The 16,990-nt window shown below is 51.8% G+C and carries 14 protein-coding genes and 2 pseudogenes; 11 read left to right on the top strand and 5 right to left on the bottom strand.

The features are described 5' to 3' along the window. Window positions 1–90: 90 nt before the first annotated feature. The 9 genes and pseudogenes from C7W93_RS06710 to C7W93_RS06670 all read left to right on the top strand — a co-directional run bounded on the left by C7W93_RS06710 (window position 91) and on the right by C7W93_RS06670 (window position 9,243). Window positions 91–1,326: a porin gene (locus C7W93_RS06710; protein WP_161539892.1), complete on the top strand. Its 1,236-nt coding sequence runs from the start codon at window positions 91–93 to the stop codon at window positions 1,324–1,326. Window positions 1,327–1,814: 488 nt separating this feature from the next. Continuing rightward, the gene (locus tag C7W93_RS06705) at window positions 1,815–2,606 is read left to right on the top strand and encodes an enoyl-CoA hydratase/isomerase family protein (protein WP_108439324.1); all 792 of its coding nucleotides are present in this window, start codon (window positions 1,815–1,817) and stop codon (window positions 2,604–2,606) included. Window positions 2,607–3,085: 479 nt separating this feature from the next. Then, on the top strand, window positions 3,086–4,285 hold the full coding sequence (locus C7W93_RS06700) for a CaiB/BaiF CoA-transferase family protein (protein WP_108439323.1): 1,200 nt from the start codon (window positions 3,086–3,088) through the stop codon (window positions 4,283–4,285). Window positions 4,286–4,318: 33 nt separating this feature from the next. After that, a complete protein-coding gene (locus C7W93_RS06695) occupies window positions 4,319–5,038 on the top strand; it encodes a nitroreductase (protein WP_108440518.1) in 720 nt (239 codons plus the stop codon). A 55-nt stretch (window positions 5,039–5,093) separates the two neighbouring features. Then, the gene (locus C7W93_RS06690) at window positions 5,094–6,467 is read left to right on the top strand and encodes an MFS transporter (RefSeq protein WP_225869764.1); all 1,374 of its coding nucleotides are present in this window, start codon (window positions 5,094–5,096) and stop codon (window positions 6,465–6,467) included. A gap of 47 nt (window positions 6,468–6,514) precedes the next feature. Next, window positions 6,515–6,646, top strand: a pseudogene (locus C7W93_RS24970) (nitroreductase family protein); the annotation flags it as partial. Window positions 6,647–6,672: 26 nt separating this feature from the next. Next, window positions 6,673–6,846: pseudogene (locus C7W93_RS24965) on the top strand (nitroreductase); the annotation flags it as partial. A 55-nt stretch (window positions 6,847–6,901) separates the two neighbouring features. Beyond that, entirely contained in the window at window positions 6,902–8,275 is a 1,374-nt protein-coding gene (locus C7W93_RS06680) for an MFS transporter (protein ID WP_225869763.1), read from the top strand. Between the two features lie 641 nt (window positions 8,276–8,916). Then, on the top strand, window positions 8,917–9,243 hold the full coding sequence (locus C7W93_RS06670) for a hypothetical protein (RefSeq protein ID WP_146177527.1): 327 nt from the start codon (window positions 8,917–8,919) through the stop codon (window positions 9,241–9,243). A gap of 30 nt (window positions 9,244–9,273) precedes the next feature. On the opposite strand, the gene C7W93_RS24960 is transcribed toward C7W93_RS06670, so the two are convergent. From C7W93_RS24960 to C7W93_RS06655, 3 genes are all read right to left on the bottom strand, one after another. Next, the gene (locus C7W93_RS24960; protein WP_225869862.1) at window positions 9,274–9,636 is read right to left on the bottom strand and encodes a toxin-antitoxin system YwqK family antitoxin; all 363 of its coding nucleotides are present in this window, start codon (window positions 9,634–9,636) and stop codon (window positions 9,274–9,276) included. A gap of 371 nt (window positions 9,637–10,007) precedes the next feature. After that, a complete protein-coding gene (locus C7W93_RS24955; protein WP_225869762.1) occupies window positions 10,008–10,610 on the bottom strand; it encodes a hypothetical protein in 603 nt (200 codons plus the stop codon). A gap of 189 nt (window positions 10,611–10,799) precedes the next feature. Beyond that, window positions 10,800–11,702, bottom strand: coding sequence for a LysR family transcriptional regulator (locus tag C7W93_RS06655; protein WP_108439318.1), 903 nt, complete (start codon window positions 11,700–11,702; stop codon window positions 10,800–10,802). 123 nt (window positions 11,703–11,825) lie between these two features. Between C7W93_RS06655 and C7W93_RS06650 the strand changes: the two genes are divergently transcribed. Further along, on the top strand, window positions 11,826–13,223 hold the full coding sequence (locus tag C7W93_RS06650; protein WP_201747175.1) for a M20 family metallopeptidase: 1,398 nt from the start codon (window positions 11,826–11,828) through the stop codon (window positions 13,221–13,223). A 101-nt stretch (window positions 13,224–13,324) separates the two neighbouring features. Beyond that, window positions 13,325–14,638 (top strand): MFS transporter, encoded by a 1,314-nt coding sequence (locus C7W93_RS06645; protein WP_108439316.1) that lies wholly within the window; start codon window positions 13,325–13,327, stop codon window positions 14,636–14,638. 422 nt (window positions 14,639–15,060) lie between these two features. Here the strand turns inward: C7W93_RS06645 and C7W93_RS06640 are convergent, their stop codons facing one another. Both C7W93_RS06640 and C7W93_RS06635 read right to left on the bottom strand, forming a co-directional pair. Next, complete coding sequence (locus C7W93_RS06640; RefSeq protein WP_108439315.1) at window positions 15,061–15,576, bottom strand: Rrf2 family transcriptional regulator; 516 nt, start codon at window positions 15,574–15,576, stop codon at window positions 15,061–15,063. 96 nt (window positions 15,577–15,672) lie between these two features. Beyond that, the gene (locus tag C7W93_RS06635; protein WP_108439314.1) at window positions 15,673–16,884 is read right to left on the bottom strand and encodes an NAD(P)/FAD-dependent oxidoreductase; all 1,212 of its coding nucleotides are present in this window, start codon (window positions 16,882–16,884) and stop codon (window positions 15,673–15,675) included. Window positions 16,885–16,990 lie beyond the last annotated feature (106 nt).

The following is a 16,990-nucleotide window of genomic DNA, read 5'->3' as shown; positions in this document are numbered from 1 at the left end:
CTCTGATCCGTGGCTTCACATCAGTCGATGAGCATTGATTCGACCTTACTTTTTCTTTCAAAACAAAAATATCCATTACGGAGACAACCCATGGAATCCTCGCTTGTTGCAGCACTAAAAAAATTGCCTCATGACCCGCGTAGTTGTGTCCACGCTTCAAAGTGCGCGGTGACTTCTAATCGAATTAACAGGGTATCTATTGCAAAGTCCCTTTTTTCGGCCTGCGATCAGTGTAGGGGATCAACGTCGCGCCGAAAGGAATCTGGCTATTCGTCGAACAGGCTCCTTACCGCTGCTCTGGCTGCCGTTGCGCTGACTTCTTTGTATTCCAATGTATATGCACAGACTTCGGTAACGGTTTACGGTGTGGTTGATACGTATGTTGCGCATGATCGCGGTGGCAATCCTGCGGGATCAGTCACTACGATGGAAGGCGCGGCAGCAAGCTTGGCTGGTTCCCGTCTTGGATTTAAAGGTAGCGAAGATCTAGGTGGAGGCTTAGCTGCAATTTTTACCGCAGAAATGGGCTTTGGTTCCGATACGGGCGCATTTGACGGAAGTGGTATCGGATTCGGTCGCCAAGCATTCGTCGGACTCCAGGGTAATCTGGGTGTACTAAAACTCGGCCGTCAATACAATCCTCTTTTCACTGGAGGCTATCAGTACGATCCCTTCCTTGGTACGCTAGAAGGCTACTACAATCGCGTAATCTCGCTCGGCGCAGGAAAACGGTTAAGCAACACAATCTTGTACGGTACGCCGGCCAATCTGGGCGGTTTCAGTGGCGAAATTTCTTACAGCTTAGGTGAAGTTGTCGGTAGCATCTCACAGGGTCGCAATATCGGACTGCAGGTGGGATACGTAAATGGGCCGTTCAGTACGAATTTGCTTTACAACAATTTTAATAATTCTCCTGCGACGGCTACAACGCCAGCTGCGATGGCAGCGCCAGTCGTCAATACAAAGAATGTTGGAATTGGAGCGGCATATAACTTTGGGATCGCTCGGCTGTCTGGTCTCTATCAGTCCAACAAGAATGACGATCCGGTCGCCGCTCTGGAGACGCGTGATTTCTTAGTCGGGGTGAGCGTGCCATTCGGTCGACACAAACTATTGGCGTCTTATATCAAGCAAAAAAATAAAGCGCTTACAAACGCAGACACCACTCAAATCGCTCTTGGATACACTTATTCTCTTTCAAAACGCACAACTCTTTATACTTCTTTCGCTCGGATTGCAAACGATGGCGCGGCGAGTATCGCCACCCCTGATTCCCGCGGCGGCACAGACAAGGTGTTTAATGCCGGGATCGATCACACGTTCTGATCTCGGCTAAACGATCTCGTAATAGAAACAGTATATTCACTGCCTCGCCCAAAACACAAGGGCAGGCCCTAGAGTTAATTTAGCAATTAAAGTCTTGCTGGAATCGATGCAGGGTGACCAGAACGAGCGAACGTCTTGGTAGTAATTTTCGAGATGGTTAGAGGTTTTGGTCATGCCCTCATCACGAAGCCGATGCCTCTGCATTAACCTAGCCAGAAGCTAACCTGTTCACGTTCGCCTTCGCCTTCAAAATTAAGGTTTGGCTACAAAGTGGGCGCACATCCTGCCGAAATCCTGCTGAAGGGCACCGCTAGATGATCCCTGCTCAAAAATATACTCAACTAGCACCTGATGCTGGCCCAACAGGCCGGTCCTATAAAGGTACCAAACTGGCGTAAAAAACCTTGATAACTGACCAGCAAGTGATAGAATCAACGAACGCTTAACGGTTACGATTCCTTATATTTAAGAAAGGTAGCACTAATAAAATGAAACCATCAGATACCACGGAAGAGCTTCACCGACATCAGGCCGATGCAGTCCTATGGCTTAAATTGAACCGGCCAAATGCGCTGAATGCGCTAACTGCGACGCTTGTCGACGCATTGACAAGCGCTATAAAGGATGCTGAGCGAGATCCTGCCGTACGTGTAATTGTATTAACAGGTGAGGGCAGAGCGTTCTGTGCTGGTGCTGACCTAAAAGACAGTGCAAAGCGCACGCATGAAAGCGGCGCCGAATTCGTTAAAGTTATTGGTGAACTGACGGTCTTGATGGAGGCGTCCACTAAACCTATTATTGCGGCCGTGAACGGAATTGCCGTTGCTGGTGGTCTGGAATTAGTGCTCGCATGTGATTTCGTTGTTGCGACCGAGTCCGCCAAGATTGGAGATGCCCATTCGAACTATGCCATGTTTCCGGGCGCCGGGGTGACCGCGCGCCTGCCAAGAAAGAATGGCGTAAATAACGCAAAATATTTTATGTTCACGGGCGAAATGCTGCCGGCTCAAGAATGGATGGCGCTAGGCTTGGTTAGCCAGGTACTAGCAGATAATGAATTCATCGACGGCGTATCGCGGATTGCAAAGAAGCTTGCCATCAAGAGCCCGCTCGTGCTCGCCCGAATGAAGCAAGCCCTTAATGATTCGCTCGATCAGCCCTTGCCAATTGCGCTTCGCTCCGAACGCGCACTCAGCAACTTGCACAGTTATTCAGCTGATCGGGTCGAAGGACTGGCCGCATTTCGGGAAAAACGTGCGCCCCAGTTCCAGGGCAAGTAATTGGAAGATTTTACGGAAGGTTTTTGGCACATAAAGCGGGAATAGTTCCGATCCATCAGCAATCGGTTCTATAAAATAAAAATCATTAACGGAGACAACTGAATGAAGCTACCAACGTCTTTCTTCGGGATCCGAAAAATATTGAGTCGCTACGTCCCAAAGGCCTTGAACCATTACCTGGTTCGGTAAGTGACACTCTCCGCTTTCAGTCAGAAGAGCAAGCAAAGTGGGCGAAAATTGTGGCATTGACTAAGGTAAAAGGACGGTTGACCAAATAAGGCGGGTTAGCTAAACCTTCTGCTATCAATTTATTGCTAAAAATTTGCCGACGGCTTTAGTGGACTCCGATTTTCATGCCGAACCGGCATCGTCGTCCTGTTTTCCGGCCTAAGTAACGGTAGTTAGTAGGACTCGAAACCAAAGTCAGAGTTACAAGCCGGTCACTCTTTTGATATTAAAAATTTAAGGATTAAAAAATCATGGAACAGAAAGACAAAGGACCGTTGGTAGGTATGCGCGTGATCGATATCGGCACGATGGTCGCAGGCCCTGTTGCCGCGACGCTGCTTGCAGACTTCGGCGCGGACGTGATCAAGATTGAGCAGCCGGGCCGCGGAGACGCGCTGCGCCATATCGGGCCGTCGTTGGAAGGCGAGAGCCTTTGGTGGAATGTCGAAGGGCGAAACAAGAAATCCGTGACGCTCGATCTGCACCATCCCGAAGGTCAGCGGCTACTGAAGGAGTTGGTGAAACACGCCGACGTGCTCGTGGAAAACTTCCGTCCTGGGATCCTAGATAAATGGAATCTGTCGTGGGAGCACCTGAAGAAAGTAAATCCAAAGCTTGTGATGCTCAGTGTTTCCGGCTACGGCCAGACCGGTCCGTATGCAAATCGTGCAGGATATGACCGCATTGCGCTCGCGATGGGGGGCACGCTGAACGCCACTGGCTATCCGGACCGCGCTCCGGTAAAGCTCGGCACGGCAATGGCCGACTACTCGACGGCGGTCCTTGGTGCTCTCGGAACAATGGTGGCGCTTTACCATCGTGATGCGCGCGGCGGTACTGGTCAGCAAATCGATCTCTCGCTTTACGAAACAGTGTTCCGCTTCACCGACGTGATGGTCACGGCTTACGAAAAGCTGGGACTGCCACGCGAGCGGACGGGCAACATCCACTTCGCGGCCGCCCCGGGTGATCATTTCGAAACGTGCGATGGACGCTACATCGTCCTGACCGTGTCCAACGACCGCATGTTCGGTCGACTGTGCGAAGCCATTCCGGTCCTTGTGGGCGACGAGCGCTTTTCCAGCCACGTGAAACGCATCGCCAGCATCGAGGAGGTCAACAAGATCGTCGCCGATTGGATCAAGTCGCTGCCTGTTCCGGAGGTTTGCAGGATCCTCGAAGAAAAAGGCCTCGCCTTTTCCTTGATCTACTCGATCCAGGACATCGTCGCAGACCCGCACTACCAGGCCCGAGGCAGCATCGCCACCGTCGAGCACCCGCTACTCGGCGCACTGAAGATGCCGGCTGTGCAGCCCCGGTTCAGCGGGACACCGTCGCCGCAAATCAGGCCAGCGCCCGCTTTGGGCGCGCATACCGACGAGGTCCTGCGCGAACTTGCGGGGCTCTCGGCCGGGCAGATTGCCGAGCTGCGCAAGGCGGGCACGGTCTAAGGTGCTGAACTCAATGCAGGAACTTCAATGACCATGTCCCAAGTCAAGACAGTCGTGCGGGATTCGGCGAGCGTGGTGTCGGCCATCGAGAGCCGCTTCTCGTGTCGTGCGTTCTCGCACGACAAGCTGGTCGCGCGCCAGCAAGTCGACGAGATTCTGCGGATCGCGAGTTGCGCGGCGTCCAGCACGAACACCCAGCCGTGGAAGGTGTATGTGCTGCAGGGCGATCGTCGTGATGCACTCGTCGCGAAAGTGTGTGCTGCGCACGATGCGACCCATGCGGATCCCTCACTGGCCGCCGAATACGGGGAGGTGGACGGCTACTACCCCGCGGAGTGGGTCTCGCCTTACATCGACCGGCGACGTCACAACGGCTGGACCCTGTACGGTCTTCTCGGAATCGGAAAAGGCGAGAAGGACAAGATGCACGCGCAGGCACAGCGAAATTACCGCTTTTTTGACGCGCCGGTGGGCCTCATGTTCACCATCGACCGCGTCATGGGCCGCGGCTCCCTGATCGATTACGGCATGTTCCTGCAGACCGTGATGCTGGCGGCGCGCACCCTCGGTCTCCACACCTGTCCCCAGGCGGCGTGGAACAACTACGCGAAGATTGTCATGCCGTTCATCGGCGCGGGTTCCGATGAAATGCTGGTTTGCGGCATGTCATTGGGCTATGCAGACGAGTCCGCGCCGGTGAACACCTATAAGACGCCGCGAGAGACGGTGGAGAGTTTCACACGCTGGGTCTGACCGGCCCCCATGACGACTTATACAGACTATCAAAAACAATCAGCCGGAGACAACTATGAGACAGACTATCAAAAACAATCAGCTAGAGACAACTATGGATTCGCTAGCGAAATATCCCGAGGAAAGCCCCACGAGCGCCGCGCAGTTTCTCGATGCCGATAAAACGTTCAAAAAGATCACTCGCCGTCTGATCCCGTTGTTATTTATCATTTACCTGATGTCTAGCATTGACCGCGTCAACGTGGGCATCGCGCAGCTCCAGATGAAATCCGCACTTGGTTTCACCGATGCCGTTTATGGTATGGGCGTGGGCATCTTCTTCGTGTCGTATGCGCTGTTCGTATTGCCTAACACTTTCGTGATGAAGCGGCTCGGCGCACTTAAGACGATCATGTTATTGACAATTGGCTGGGGTTGCGTCTCGTCACTCACGATGTTTGTCCGCACCCCAATCTCGTTTTATGCGCTGCGCTTTCTGCTGGGCGTGTTCGAGGCGGGATTCTATCCGATCGTCGTCTACTACTTGTCGAGCTGGTTTCCGCTGCAGCGCCGCGCCAAGGCGTTTGCGCTGTTCTCGTCGGGACTCGTGATATCTGGGATTTTTGCTTATCCGTTATCCGGAGCGATCCTCAAGTTCATGGACGGCGTAGGGGGGTTGGGCGGCTGGCAGTGGATGTTCCCGCTCGAAGGTCTGCCATGCATCGTTCTCGGCCTGCTGGTTCCGATGCTGCTCGATGAGTCGCCCGAAAGTGCCGACTGGCTGTCAACCAACGAAAAGGCCATGATCGCTGCTTCGCTCGAAGCCGGGGCACCGGCTAGCGAGGGGCAGACGTTCGCACAGGTCCTCCGTAATCCTCTCCTTTATGCGCTGATGGCCGTATATTTTTCGCTCACGGCCGCTATCACGGTGATCCAATTCTGGATGCCGACCATCATTCGCTCGCTCGGCGCGACCGACATCGCCACGATCGGCCTCTACTCCGCCGTCCCCAGCGTAGTCTCACTCGTCGCGATGATCACGATTGGCGCGCGTACCGACCGCACGCGGCGTTTGCGCGAAAGCATTGTTGCGTCGGCGTTGGTCGGCGCCGCTGCACTCTGCCTGCTGCCATTCGCCTCGAGTTCGCTAGTGCTTTCACTCGTGTTGCTGTCGGTAGCTATGGCAGCACTGATTTCGTTCGTTCCGCTATTCTGGGCCAGCGTACCGGCTTGCTTGCCCGGTCCAGGCGTCGCGAACGCTATCGCGACAGTCGCGACCATCGGCTTTCTCGGTGCAGTCGTCAGCCCAGCCTCGATCGGATGGTTGAACACGCACACGGGCAGCATGAGCATCGGAATATATGTATTCGGTGCACTATTTGCCTTAGGTGGCCTGCTGTATGCCAGGGCGACGCGCAGTGTGGCGAATCTGCGCCAGCGAGAAGTCTAACGGAATAAAGTTCTGGTCGACGCTAAGTATTGAAATGCAAATCAGTCGTGCGGGATTCTGCGAGCGTGGTGTCGGCCATCGAGAGCCGCTTCTCTTGTCGTGCGTTCTCGCACGACAAGCTGGTCGCGCGCCAGCAAGTCGACGAGATTCTGCGGATCGCGAGTTGCGCGGCGTCCAGCACGAACACCCAGCCGTGGAAGGTGTATGCCCCCAGGCGGCGTGGAACAACTACGCGAAGATTGTCATGCCGTTCATCGGCGCGGGTTCCGATGAAATGCTGGTTTGCGGCATGTCATTGGGCTATGCAGACGAGTCCGCGCCGGTGAACACCTATAAGACGCCGCGAGAGACGGTGGAGAGTTTCACACGCTGGGTCTGACCGGCCCCCATGACGACTTATACAGACTATCAAAAACAATCAGCCGGAGACAACTATGAGACAGACTATCAAAAACAATCAGCTAGAGACAACTATGGATTCGCTAGCGAAATATCCCGAGGAAAGCCCCACGAGCGCCGCGCAGTTTCTCGATGCCGATAAAACGTTCAAAAAGATCACTCGCCGTCTGATCCCGTTGTTATTCATCATTTACCTGATGGCTAACATTGACCGCGTCAACGTGGGCATCGCGCAGCTCCAGATGAAATCCGCACTCGGTTTCACCGATGCCGTTTATGGTATGGGCGCGGGCATCTTCTTCCTGTCGTATGCGCTGTTCGAATTGCCTAACATTTTCGTGATGAAGCGGCTCGGCGTACTTAAGACGATCATGTTATTGACAATTGGCTGGGGTTGCGTCTCGTCACTCACGATGTTTGTCCGCACCCCAATCTCGTTTTATACGCTGCGCTTTCTGCTGGGCGTGTTCGAGGCGGGATTCTACCCGATCGTCGTCTACTACTTGTCGCGCTGGTTTCCGCTGCAGCGCCGCGCCAAGGCGTTTGCGCTGTTCTCGTCGGGAATCGTGATATCTGGAATGCTTGCTTATCCGTTATCCGGAGCGATCCTCAAGTACATGCACGACGTAGGGGGGTTGGACGGTTGGCAGTGGATGTTCCCGCTCGAAGGTCTGCCATGCATCGTTCTCGGCCTGCTGGTTCCGATGCTGCTCGATGAGTCGCCCGAAAGTGCCGACTGGCTGTCAACCAACGAAAAGGCCATGATCGCTGCTTCGCTCGAAGCCGGTGCACCAGCTAGCGAGGGCCAGACGTTCGCACAGGCCCTCCGTAATCCTCTCCTTTATGCGCTGATGGCCGTATATTTTTCGTTCGCGACCGTTATCGCGATAATCCATTTCTGGATGCCGGCCATCATTCGCTCGCTCGGCGTGACCGACATCGCCACGATCGGCCTCTACTCCGCCGTCCCCAGCGTAGTCTCACTCGTCGCGATGATCACGATTGGCGTGCATACCGACCGCACGCGGCGTTTGCGCGAAAGCATTATTGCGTCAGCGCTGGTCGGCGCCGCCGCACTCTGCCTGCTGCCATTCGCCTCGAGTTCGCTAGTGCTTTCAATCGTTTTACTGTCGGTAACTATGGCAGCACTGGTTACGTTCATTCCGCTATTCTGGGCCAGCGTGCCGGCTTGCTTACCCGGTCCAGGCGTCGCGAACGCTATCGCGGCAATCGCGACCATCGGCCTTCTCGGTGGAGTCGTCAGCCCAGCCTCGATCGGATGGTTGAAGACGCACACGGGCAGCATGAGCATCGGAATATATGTATTCGGTGCACTGTTCGCCTTAGGTGGCCTGCTGTATGCCAGGGCGACGCGCAGTGTGGCGAATCTGCGCCAGCGCGAAGTCTAACGGAATAGAGTTCTGGTCGACGCTAAGTATTGAAATGCAAATCGCCATCGGGTGACGCGAGGCATTCATTCCCCGTGCAAATTGACGGTTGCGACGCCGGACTCGGCCGTATTCGTGGCTAAGACCCTGCGCGAAAATAAGTTAGTGAACTATTTTAGGAGAATGAAGGATTGCCTAATTCCAGTCTCGGTGAAACTTTGCCGTTTTCAAAGCCACGGTAGTTAAGGCTGCAGAAGCCTAACCTCTTTGAACGTCCCACAATGGCAGCTTCGGCTGCCTTTTTTATTTTCTGCGTTCCAACTTGGAACGCCTTATTTTGTCAGAGACAGGCTGCAGTGGTTTCTGATGTCCTTCTGCCATTTTGCTCCCCTCACTTATACTCATCTACCAATTGGACTGAAAACGGCCTCGATAGTCGCAACATTTGAAGGGCTTCTAAATATGTCGCGTGATGGGACAACGAACGATAGAATTCTTGAATTCGAGCGGGCCGCAGTTGCAATCGCTTCAGGGCCCCTTGGGTCATTATATAAATTCACGGACTACTCGTTTGCTCGAGATAAGTCCAACATCTCTGCTGACGACGTTGTGAAAATAACAAATTTTTCGGTGTCGAAAATTTTTGGTAGGCCGCACGAATCGTGAGTCAGAAAGCAGGTATGGTACTCCCCGGCAATATGGATGATATCTTCCGGCAACTTGCAAAAGAACGACATAAAGCTGCGCACGTTCCTTCTCATAACGTGCCACATAGCCAATTCGTTTCCGCATTGCCTCAAGCCCTAACTCTCGCATTAGTCTTCGATGCTCTTGTATCTGCAGCGACAAAGCGGCTGAGCGGCTCTGCTATTGCAAGCGGTGTTATTCCTGCGGCGGTAGCGTCGGAAAAAATGCTCCCAGCATATCAGGAGCACAGGCGGCCATCGGCCGCCTGTTTGTTATTAATCTATCCTGAAGTTACTCTTTGATGGTGCAGGCGAAAGTAGGGCGTTGATCAATTAATGTGAGGCGGGTGTTTTTCCTTGTTCACACATGGTTTTTAATTCAATGAACGCGCTTCCTGAAATGCTGGCGAGACTGATCTCACTACGCGTCTCAATGCGGCGCGCTACTATCCAACTTTTTATGCAATTTTCGTAATTAACGTCAGGGCCTGCAGGTATTGGCATCATAATTTCGACACCATCCTTATAGGTTCTTTCCTCTTGTATTTTTCCATTTGAATCGAACCATTGATAAAGCCCGTCTTTTAAGCCATCTTTGTAATTCCCTTCTTCCCATACCGTTCCATTTGAATTGAGATTTTGATAATGACCATCGAGTTTCCCTTTTTTGAAATTCTCTACCTGAGACAGGAACATGATGTGTTCGTCATGTAAGTATCCTGGTCCATATCTTTTGTGAACGCCATCAAATAGATCATCTTTGATGTGGTATTCATCGTAGTCGCCCATGGTGCCACTGGCGGTGTGTACGACGGTCTTGAATCCCGTTGCTTTCCCACTTTGCCAGGTGAGATCAATTAACAATTTGGTACCGGTCGCATCCATCTCTTTCTCGAACCCAGATTCCTTACTATCGATCAGCCAATTCAGATCGGCTAACAATGTTGACCCATCATCACTCCATCGCTTCTCGGAACCATTTTTTATGCCATTCTGCCAATGCAATTTCGTGATTAATTTGTGCGTGGTGGGATGGTACATTTCCTCTACACCATCTCTTTTTTCATCTACGAAACTCCCTTTGTAAAGGGGGTATTTACCGTCCAAAGTGTAACGAATGACGTCGCCATCCAGCTTTCCTTCTTTAAATTTTGTTTTGGCAATGAGCTGTCCATTATCAGGATTGGATAACAGCATTTTTCATCCAAGCGGCCACTGTCGAAATCTGCCTCGGCGATCACAAACTCTGACGTTTTGCTGAACATTTTGAAATGATTTTGCAGCACACCATTTTCAAACGAAAATTCGCTGATAACGTTGTCGCCTTTTACGGCTTTGCATAGGCCTTTACCTTGTAAGATGCCATCTTTTACATTAACGTCGCAAAGGTCTCCCAGGGTAATGTATTCATCTGAGTAAAGACTTGCTCCAATCAATGAGTTGAGCGTCTTCAAAATGGGTGATGCGCCATTGTTCAAATTCGGTATTTTGAATATGTCGATGTTTGTAACTTGTCCTGAGAAAGGGGAGTTGGCACCACTAGAAAAGATTTTGCCATTCGCGATCTCCGCATTGCGGAAATCCAATACTTTCTTGCCGCAACCGGCCAGCACTAACGCAGCGCCAACCATACCTACCCGCAGCGTTTGTCGTAAAACTGTTGAAATCAAGAAAAAACGAGGCTACCCTGAGATTCGGCCTTACTGAGGTAACGTAAGTTCGGAAGACACAAATTAAAACCAAACAAGTATTCAGAGTGAATTCAAGGAGTTCGGTGTCAACCGCGGAGGTGAGGATCATATTCATGCCAAGTGGCTCAGCATGCATCAAAAACGAGCCCTTCGACTCATCACACAATATCAAGACAACGAAGTGGCAGCCATCTTAGTTGTAACCAAGTCGACAAATCGCCGAACGTTAATTGGAAGAGTACGTCCTGCCATGGTCAATACCTGCACATTCCGTTGACGTAATTCCGCATTCAAAAGAGGAATGCTGATCAAACCTCCTTTCTGTAGCGCATATTGTTCCGACACTTTGCTTGTCAGTGCGATGGCGTCTGAATGAAAGACAAATTGATGCAATGATCCTGAGTCGTTGCTTGTCAATACAAGATTCAACACCAATCCCTCCATTTGGCAACAAAGGTCTACCAACTGTCGTTGCGTACTCCCTTCTTCTTTGAGCGCCATGGGATACTGCTGCAAATCAGCCAGCATCAAAGATTTGCGCTTGCTGAGCGGGTGTCGGCGATGCATGAGTGCGTAAATTTGCGAGGTGGCAGAGTATTCAATATGGACGCCCTGACTCGGTTTCGTGCTAAACGTAATACCCAGATCCACGTCTCCGTCCTTGATCATGCCAATGACAATCTTGGGGATGGCGACATTCAATGAGAAACGTGTCTTGGGATAAGCCTCTCTGAACGTGCTCATTACATGTGGCAGAAAATTCCGTGCCACTCCTTCCGTTGACGCAACGGAAATCAAGCTCCCGCCATCGGAGGATAATTCCTGGATTTCGCCCAGAATCCGCTCCTGCTCAAGATTTGCACGTCTGGCGTGGGTGGCAAGTACTTCTCCTGCTGCGCTTAATACCATTCCGGTAGGCTGGCGCTCAAATAGTTGCGCACCCACATCCTCTTCCAATTTTGCGATTTGCCTGCTGATTGCAGACGGCGCAATGTGCAACTTCTCGGAGGCTCGGCTCAATGAGCCTGAGCGAGCGACTTCCAGAAAATAGTGTAGAGCAGTGTTGCGCATGTGACGACTCCGATGGTCTTCTAATATTTAGAAGGGATGTTTCTGAATATAGCAATTTTAAAGAACGCCCGCCAGTACTAGACTTGCTGCAATAAACATATATCCGATGATCAGGGAGAGCTTGTGAATAAAGCATCAGCAATGAAAAGTGCCAAAATGCACTATGCCGAAGGGCATTTAAAAGCTGCTATCGAGAAACGGATTTCGTACAAAACAGAAAGCCAGGTTCCAGAACAGGCAGCGGTTTTACACGCCTATCTGGAAAATGAACTGGAAGCGGTGCTCAATCGCCTGGGCTTCACCTGTCACATCGCCGAGAACCCAATTCAAGGAAAGCCGCCCCTTCTCTTTGCAGAACGCCACGAAGGGGACGAGCTGCTCACCGTCCTGACCTACGGCCACGGCGACGTCGTACGCGGTTACGACGATCAATGGAGCGATAACATCGATCCGTGGAAACTCACCGTCAAAGGCGACAAATGGTATGGACGCGGTACCGCTGACAACAAGGGACAGCACTCAATCAATCTCGCTGCACTGGAGACCGTCATCAACGCGCGCAACGGACGCTTGGGTTACAACGTCAAGTGCCTGTTCGAAACGGGAGAAGAAATCGGTTCGCCGGGATTGAGAAAGTACTGCGAGCTGAATGCAAATCAACTCAAATCCGACGTCTTCATCGCGTCGGATGGGCCCCGACTGAGCGCCGGGCAACCGACAATCTTTTTGGGCTCGCGCGGCTCGGTCTTGTTCGAGCTTTCGGTCAATCTCAGAAGCGGCGGCCTGCACTCTGGAAACTGGGGCGGCCTGATGCGCAATCCGGCAACGATACTGGCGAATGCTTTGGTCAGCATGATCGACAAAAACGGACGCATTCAAGTGGCGGATTTGCTTCCTCCGCCGATGTCCCCATCGGTCAAGCAGGCGCTTGGCAAGCTTTCCATCACAGACGAATTGATGGGACTTCCGATCGATAACGAGTGGGGAGAACCCTCCTTGTCATCGGCAGAAAAACTGCTGGGCTGGAATACGCTTGAAATCCTGGCGTTTACCTCTGGTAACCCCGCCAATCCCGTCAACGCGATTCCGCCACATGCGAAAGCCTTTTGCCAGCTTCGCTTTGTGGTCGGCACACGCTGGCAAGAACTGGAAACGATCCTGAGAACACATCTGAATCAACACGGTTTCGCTTCTGTCGACATTCGGATTCAACGAGGCACCGCCGCTACGCGACTGGACCCAGATAACGTGTGGGTGAGATGGGCTGAGCAATCGATGAAATCGGCCGTCAACCAGGAGATAGCGATATTACCCAATCTGGGCGGCACCTTACCTAATGACGTCTTCGCGGATGTATTGGGACTGCCTACCTTGTGGATACCGCACTCTTACCCCGGTTGCGCTCAGCATGCGGCAAACGAACACATGCTCGGCTCGATTGCTGAGGAGGGAATGCAAATCATGACCAGCTTGTTCTGGGATCTAGGCGAACTTGATAGAGATCGCTTGCGCAAGTCCTGAAAAAGTAGTCCTGATTAATCCATTCTGTTATCAGTTGCGGGGACAGAGACGCCCCGTGGTTTCACTCTAAATAATTATTCAAAAGAAACGGAGTCATCATCATGCCAGCAAAAGCGAGCCAATTTCTTTCTGAGGCGATCATTGAAAAAAAGGGAACGTCGTTAACGAGAGCTGTTGGAGCCTCTCTGATCGGGAATACCTTGGAATGGTTCGACTTGTCTGTGTATGCGTATTTTGCTGTCACCATCGGCAAGGTATTTTTCCCGTCAGACGATTCGTCCCTGTCATTGCTGATGGCATTCGGCACGTTCGGCCTTTCGTTTCTTATCCGACCGGTAGGCGCGATGGTACTGGGAGCCTATGCGGACCGCGCCGGTAGAAAAAAATCCTTGAGCATGTCGCTAAGCCTGATGCTGCTCGGTACATTCATGATTGCAGTCATGCCATCTTATGCGACCATCGGCGTACTCGCGCCTGCCGGCATGGTATTGGCGCGTCTGCTGCAAGGTTTCTCCGCCGGCGGCGAATTTGGCAGTTCCACCGCTTTCATGATGGAGCACGCACCGCAAAAAAAACGGGTTTTTGTCGCTAGTTTACAATTTGCAAGTCAAGGATTCGGCGTCGTGATTGCGTCGCTGTTTGGCTATTTTCTGACTAAGAATCTGACTGCAGCCGCGATGCAGGATTGGGGATGGCGCATTCCATTTTTCTTCGGCTTGTCGATTGCGCCCGTCGGTTTGTATCTGCGCAGCAAAGTCGATGAAAGCCCTGAGTTTGCCCACAAGGCCGAAAATAAGAATGCACATACGGTCAACAAGCCAATATCCCATCTCTTTCGTTCTCAGAAATTATTGATGCTGGTCGCAACGGGCGTATTGATCATTTCGACCGCCTCGACGTTCTTGATCAAGTACATGCCGACCTATGCGGTAGAGAATCTGAAGCTGTCGCAATCCACGGGCTTTTTAGCCACCTTGCTCGCCGGTCTCATGTTGACATTTGTGACGCCTATTGTCGGCCTGCTAGCAGATAGAATCGGGCGAATCAGGATCATGTTGGGTGCAGCAATCGTTTATATGCTGTTGGCCTACCCGTTCTTTCTCTGGCTGAACGCCAACCCCACCGATACGTCCTTGCTGCTTGTCGTAGGCATGATCGGATTGATCAAGGCTATCTATTTCGCGCCGCTAGCATCGGTCATGTCGGACATCTTTCCGGTTGAAACGCGTGTCACGGGTATGTCCCTCAGTTACAGCATCGGCGTTAGCGTATTTGGGGGATTTGCGCCTGCCATCTCCATTTTCCTGATCAAGATAACAGGGACTCCCGTTGCGACAAGTTACTACCTGATCGCGGCTTCCGGCCTAAGCATTTTTTCTTTGGCGGTAGCGGCAAGCAAACTGAAAGTCAAATAGCATCATTCTAAAAACAAGCAAAGAGACTCTTGATACAGTTGGGACGCCCATGAGTTTCTTAAAATCCCCGTCAATATTAGCTTTCCGGCCGTCTGATATCAACTAAGCCGCACACTGTTGTCTCGAAATAGTGAATCGTATTTAAACTGGGTTGAGTGTATTTCGGCTGGTCACGGAGCATTCGCAATTGCAATGTAAACATTGTGGCGTCGACTATTCTTTTCGCGGAAGAAAAGTGTAGTCCCTTAGTGCGTGTTTTTCTGTATTTGACGAAAAGAGCGGTTCTTACGAATGAATTTACTTAAACGATGTGGTGTCTTCGGCCTAGGTGTGAGATAGCTGGCGAAAGGGTAGTAAGTATGTGAAGAACCATGGCTACCGATTTTGGCTTTTCGAGGAATGATAGAGAGGCGCGCGGCGCCTCAATTTATGCGAATTGAGGTTCGATTTTCCAACCAGTTGACGACTTGCTTGCTATAGGCTGCGCTTGCTTTTGACTTGACCTGATTAGACAAGTCGGCAAGCGAGTGGGCCGCTAGCGTTTCGCGTACGCGTTGCTCCGCTTCTAGCATGATTGCATGAATCGAACACACTCCGCGCGTTGCCCATATCGGAGGATTGTCGTTGAAGATGGCGCACCGTGAACGAACCTCTTTACAATCGAACAGCGATTTCTCGCCATCGATGGCATTCGTGACATCCAATACACTGATCTTTTCTGCGGGGCGCGCCAAACGGAAGCCCCCTGTCACCCCTTCCGTCGAAATAATCAGATCGGCCTTGCGCAATTTGGTAAAGAGCTTGGCGACAAATTCAGATGAAACGCCTTGTAGCTCCGCCAGATCGCGGGCTCCCGTCGCAGGGGAGCCCGGTGGTTGGTCCACTAGGAACAAAAGGCAATGCAAGGCGTATTCAACCCCAGTACTGATATGAGCCACGGCAACTCCAAAGACTAAACTAAGACTAGATTTATCGTAGTTATATCATGCGGGAATGTCATCGACAAGCATTTCAGCCGCTACCGCACAGAGAAACTAGGCGACGACGATACGTAAAGGATCCGCATCTGCGAATACCGCCTTACGACTCGGTGAAGGCGGGTAAATCCATTCCGTAACAATTTTCTTCTTCAATGCTTTCGCCTCATTGCCTTCCATCTTTATTTCACGTTCCCAACCTTCGGTATAGACGGCACCCCAGGATCCCAGATCCAGACAGGTCACATAGAATGCTTGTTCATAGGGAAGCGTAGGTAGATTGAGCAGTTCCGCTGCGACGTTGTAGCCTGCGAAGCGCCCCATGTTCATTGCGTGCTGGCATGACATCAATGCAAAGTTGCCTTTATCATCGGTTGCTGCAAGTGCCACGTCACCGGCAGCAAATACGTTGGCTACTTCACCTACTCGCAGATCGCGGGTGACACGCAGACGCCCGAGATTGTCGCGATTGGACGATATTTGTTCTGTCAGCGAGCTGGCGCGCATCCCGCCTGTCCAAATAACAGTTTTCGCATCAATGCGGTCGCCATTGGCGATATCAATACCATCTGGATCCACGGACATCACCGCGCTACCGAGTCGGCATTCTATGCCCAGTGCATCCAGCGCTTTTTGAATAACGGGCCGTGGGCCGGGACCGAGATCTGGACCAATCGCTTGTGCGCGTTCAACGATGATGATCTTGAACGATGCTTTTTCACCCATGATCTTGCGCAGACGCTCGGGCAATTCGGTAGCGATTTCGAGGCCGGTAAATCCCCCGCCTACAACAACAATGGTATTGCGACTCGTCGTTTCCTGCAGGTCGATCAAACGTGCAAGATGGGTCTCAAGCACTGATGCCTCGTCGGTTTGATCGATACTGAAAGTATGTTCATGCAGTCCGGGTAGCGGGGGACGAAAGAGCTTACTTCCGGTTGCCAGCACCAATTTGTCGTACGCGATTGTGATGTGTTCCCCGGCTTGATCGATAGCGATTACACACGATTTATCGGTCAGGATGGATTTAACACTTCCCTGAATATAGCGAACGCCTGCGGCCTCAAGCACGGGTAGCAACGGTGCGGTCATTCTGGCCGGTGCTGCCTCATGCAGTCGAGGGCGTACATGTAAAACCGGTTCGGGCGCAATGAGAGCTACTTCTATAGAACTATCTGATTTTCCTTCCTTATCTAATAATCTTGCTGCACCCAAGGCGCTCCACATACCGGCAAAGCCGGATCCAACGATCAAAATTCTTTGAGTCACAGTATTTATCCAATGAAATGTTGAGTGATTTTTTAACTACGACTAAAATAGTCGCAGTTAAATTGTAATCATCGAACAATGAGATGGCAACGTGTTTTTTTTGTTA

The organism is Glaciimonas sp. PCH181 (assembly GCF_003056055.1).
In the GTDB taxonomy this organism is placed as follows: Bacteria; Pseudomonadota; Gammaproteobacteria; order Burkholderiales; family Burkholderiaceae_D; genus Glaciimonas.
This window is presented reverse-complemented; position numbering and strand designations above follow the sequence as displayed.

Excerpts from the sequence above, each read along its gene's own strand:
- C7W93_RS06700 (WP_108439323.1), top strand. The coding sequence starts at position 3,086 with ATGGAACAGAAAGACAAAGGACCGTTGGTAGGTATGCGCGTGATCGAT.
- C7W93_RS06680 (WP_225869763.1), top strand. The coding sequence starts at position 6,902 with ATGAGACAGACTATCAAAAACAATCAGCTAGAGACAACTATGGATTCG.
- C7W93_RS06695 (WP_108440518.1), top strand. The coding sequence starts at position 4,319 with ATGTCCCAAGTCAAGACAGTCGTGCGGGATTCGGCGAGCGTGGTGTCG.
- C7W93_RS06710 (WP_161539892.1), top strand. The coding sequence starts at position 91 with ATGGAATCCTCGCTTGTTGCAGCACTAAAAAAATTGCCTCATGACCCG.
- C7W93_RS06690 (WP_225869764.1), top strand. The coding sequence starts at position 5,094 with ATGAGACAGACTATCAAAAACAATCAGCTAGAGACAACTATGGATTCG.
- C7W93_RS06655 (WP_108439318.1), bottom strand. The coding sequence starts at position 11,702 with ATGCGCAACACTGCTCTACACTATTTTCTGGAAGTCGCTCGCTCAGGC.
- C7W93_RS06705 (WP_108439324.1), top strand. The coding sequence starts at position 1,815 with ATGAAACCATCAGATACCACGGAAGAGCTTCACCGACATCAGGCCGAT.
- C7W93_RS24960 (WP_225869862.1), bottom strand. The coding sequence starts at position 9,636 with ATGTTCCTGTCTCAGGTAGAGAATTTCAAAAAAGGGAAACTCGATGGT.
- C7W93_RS06645 (WP_108439316.1), top strand. The coding sequence starts at position 13,325 with ATGCCAGCAAAAGCGAGCCAATTTCTTTCTGAGGCGATCATTGAAAAA.